The sequence below is a fragment of the Geminicoccus flavidas genome (assembly GCF_009806515.1).
GTDB lineage: Bacteria > Pseudomonadota > Alphaproteobacteria > Geminicoccales > Geminicoccaceae > Geminicoccus > Geminicoccus flavidus.
In genome coordinates, this window is sequence record NZ_WUJP01000387.1 from 1 (window position 1) to 3,305 (window position 3,305).

Below are 3,305 nucleotides of genomic sequence, written 5' to 3' on the forward strand. Positions count from 1 at the left end.
GTCGAGCCGCGCCTGCACCAGGCTGCGGACTGAGCCAGGAACGGTGGCGACGTCCGCCGCCCTCTCCTCGGCGTGCTGCAGAAGCTGCTCGAGGAAGAGCGGGTTGCCCGCTGCGCGCTCGATGCAACGCTCGGCAAGCGTGGCATTGGCAGCGAGAAACGGCGCGGCCAGCGCCCGTGCCGCGGTCGGGTCGAGGGGCTTGAGGTCGATGGTCAGGAGCGGGCTACCACCGGCCGCGGCGCGCCAGACGTTGTCGAGTGGGTCGCCCTCGCTGCGGGTGGTCATCACCAGGACGGCGGGACAGGTGTTGACCGTGCCAGCGAGCCCAGCCAAGTGCGCGAGCGTCAGCCGGTCCGCCCAGTGCACATCCTCGACCGTCAGGAGCCGCGGCTGGCGGACGCTCGCCCGCTCGACGAGACGCGCCACGGTCATGCGCTTGCCCTGGTTACGGCTCGCGTTGTCCATGGCGTCATAGAGCGCCTTCAGCTCAACCGGCTGCGGCAGATCAAGCAGATCATTGAGGAACACGGCGTCAGCCTCGTCAGCAAGGCCCTCGGCCAAGGCTGCCTGGGCAGCGGCCGCCACCGCCTTGGGTCCGCCCCCGCAGCCGTCAAGGCCGAGAAGCCCGCGCACGAGCGTCCTAATCGCATCGCGGCCGGTGCCTGTGCCGAAGTCGAGCACGAGGCCGGTGTGGCAGGCGAAGCCCTCCTCGGGCGCAAGCCTCACGAACTCCTCCACGAGCCGCGTCTTGCCGATCCCAGCGTCGCCCCGCACGAGCACGGTCCGGCCGCGCCGGCTCTTTGAGCAGGTGGCAAGGATGGCGCGGAACTGGGCGCGCTCGGGGTCGCGGCCGAAAAGCGGCCGCCGCGCCATCGCCGAGGGACCGTGCATGCCGTGCAGGCGCCAGGCCCGCACCGGGTCGGCGAAACCCTTGACGGCAAGCGCCCCGACCTCCTCGCAGTCGAGCCGGTCGAGAAGCGCGCGGCGCACCGTCTCGGAAAGCAGGATCTCGCCCGGCCGGGCGGCCTCGGTCAGCCGGGCGGCGAGATTCACGGAGTCACCCGTGACCGTGTACTCGCGATGGCTGGTGCTGCCGGTGCCGCTGGCCACCACCTCGCCGCCGGCGACGCCGACATGCACCGCAACCGGCCGGCCCGCCTCCGCTCCTACGGCCGGCATGGCGCCGCGGATGGCGAGGGCGGCGCGTACCGTCCGCTCGGCATCGTTGCCGTGGGCCACGGGCGCGCCGAACACGGCCATGACGCAGTCGCCGACGTGCTTGTCGACGCGGCCGCCGTGCTCGGCGACAATGCGGTCGGCGCGCTCGAAGAAGCTGCCGAGGAGAGCATGCACCTCCTCCGCATCGAGCTCACGGCTGAGCGCGGTGTAGCCAGCGAGGTCGGCGAACAGCACTGTTACCTGCCGCCGCTCACCAGGCGGTTCCTCTGCCGTCGCAGCATCCCCAGCGGCTACCGCCGCGGTCACGGCCGGCCGCAGCGCCGCCGCGGCCTTGAGTAGCCGCTTCCTGTCGCCCAGCGGAATGCCGAGTTCCTTCAGGTCGGCGTCGCTCAGGTCGGGAAGGACGTCGAGCCCGACTGCATTGGCGGCGAAGATCTCGACGTACTTCTGGAGCTCCAGCCGACGGAGCCAAACGCCAAGGTCCACCCCTCTTCCCCCTGGTCGGGCGTGCCTTCCCGAAGAGAAAGAATCTACTCCGACTCGTCACAGAGCGCCACGGAACAGCACGAAGGCAGCGCCTTCTCGCCGCCTAGCGCCTTAGATGGCGGCTGGCTCACCTCGGTCGCGGGCCTGCTCATGTTAGCTGTCGAGCACCGGCTCCGTAGCGCGGAGCACCTGGCGTGCTGCCTCGAGCACCCTAGGACTCCTGACCCGTCCATCACACCCTCGCTGAGATGATCCGCTTCCGGGTACTGCTGATCGGCCGACTATCAGGACGCCAACGATGGCGATGCACTCTGCAGTCTGGCGCCAAAGCGGTCATCCGAGTGCCAGGTCCAGTTCGACACGCTCCGACCGGCACTGGACACGGTGGCCGCCCGAGTCGCGAGCCGGCGACCAAGGCGCAGGCCCGGATGAACCAGGCTAACCAGCTACTGCCTGCCAGGACTTCACCTACGCGACGCAAATCGTGTTCACGACTTGCTGCTGAAGGAGGTGGACGAGATCACCAGCCGCTGCATCAGGTGAGATCAACTTGATATGGCATCTGTCAGCTCTTCTCTACTAGTTTAAGGACTTCTCGTAGCAACCCCGTCACCATCTGCCGCATTTCGTTTGCCTCTCGCGTGTAGCGCCCAGTGCGGTAGCGCCCATTAGCCCGCCCGCTCTGGCCCCCGCTCCCCTTCGCTCCGCCATGCATCCGGCAGCGCTTCTTGCCCCGGACCGCTGGTGCGAGGCATGCGGTCCCTTGTCGGGTCCTGGCCCCGCAGCGTGGGCAGTCCTGCATCGGCCAGCGCCGGTGTATGGGCTTGATCGATACTTCGTCTGCCATCCCCACTCCCCGCTGTCACGTTGCCGACGATCGCCTGTCCGCCCGCCTGCACCGTCACATGCTCCACCCGCACCGTCTGCTGTCCCTTGCCCCGGTGCCGGTTCAGGGTCTCCACCAAGGTCGCGTAGGTGCGCGCCAGCTTGTTCGCGTGGCCCAGCGCCATCTGCCGCCCCTCGAACGTCTGATCCGGCAGCGCCGCGCGGCGATAGCACTCCATGGTCGCTTCGTTGGCTGCGATCATCTGGGCCATCAACTGCCCCTCGATCGGGTCGCGTGGCCCCATGGCGAGGATCGTGTCGAGCAAAGCGCGCTGTTTCCACTCCCGCATCTCCAGGGAAGCACCGGCCCCGAGGAAAGCTGCCGAGACCATATGGTTGAGCACGTTCAAGGTCGCAGCACCGGATCCCAGCCCCGCGATGTCCGGCTTGTCCTTCCAGTGCGCGATCTGCCCTGCCAGCTCAGATGGTGGCGTGGGAACTTTCTTCATCTTCGTCATCAGTCCCCTACATCAGTCGGGCTATTGAGTTTCGCCATTACGTAGTCATGCTCCATCGTCTACCCGACAAGTTTGGCACTAGCGGTTCGGCCGACTACAGTAGCTTATCAGAAACTAGAGAGCGCTTCATCCAGCCTGCTTAGCGCAGGTTGCTTTTGTGCCCAACAGGTCTGTTATGAACTTCTAGTATGAGGTGACCTTGCAGCGAATTAGATTGTTCGTCCCTCACTTCGGTGGACACCTCTGATACGCTCTTGCGAGGCCAGAAAGGTGATCTGATGGCGAAGACCAGGCGGA

Annotated in this window: 2 protein-coding genes; both read right to left on the bottom strand. The window is 66.9% G+C overall.

Annotation, left to right across the window (positions count from 1 at the left end):
- Nucleotides 1-1,665, bottom strand: a 1,665-nt coding sequence (locus tag EQG76_RS10930; protein ID WP_159713291.1) for an adenylate/guanylate cyclase domain-containing protein, incomplete at its 3' end; no start/stop codon positions are given.
- A 565-nt stretch (nucleotides 1,666-2,230) separates the two neighbouring features.
- Nucleotides 2,231-2,512 carry an HGGxSTG domain-containing protein gene (locus EQG76_RS33415; RefSeq protein WP_407925529.1) on the bottom strand — a complete coding sequence of 94 codons (282 nt, stop codon included), beginning with the start codon at nucleotides 2,510-2,512 and terminating at the stop codon, nucleotides 2,231-2,233.
- Nucleotides 2,513-3,305 lie beyond the last annotated feature (793 nt).

What these genes read in the sequence shown, in the direction of transcription:
- EQG76_RS33415 (WP_407925529.1), bottom strand. Translation starts at nt 2,512, where the DNA reads ATGGCAGACGAAGTATCGATCAAGCCCATACACCGGCGCTGGCCGATG.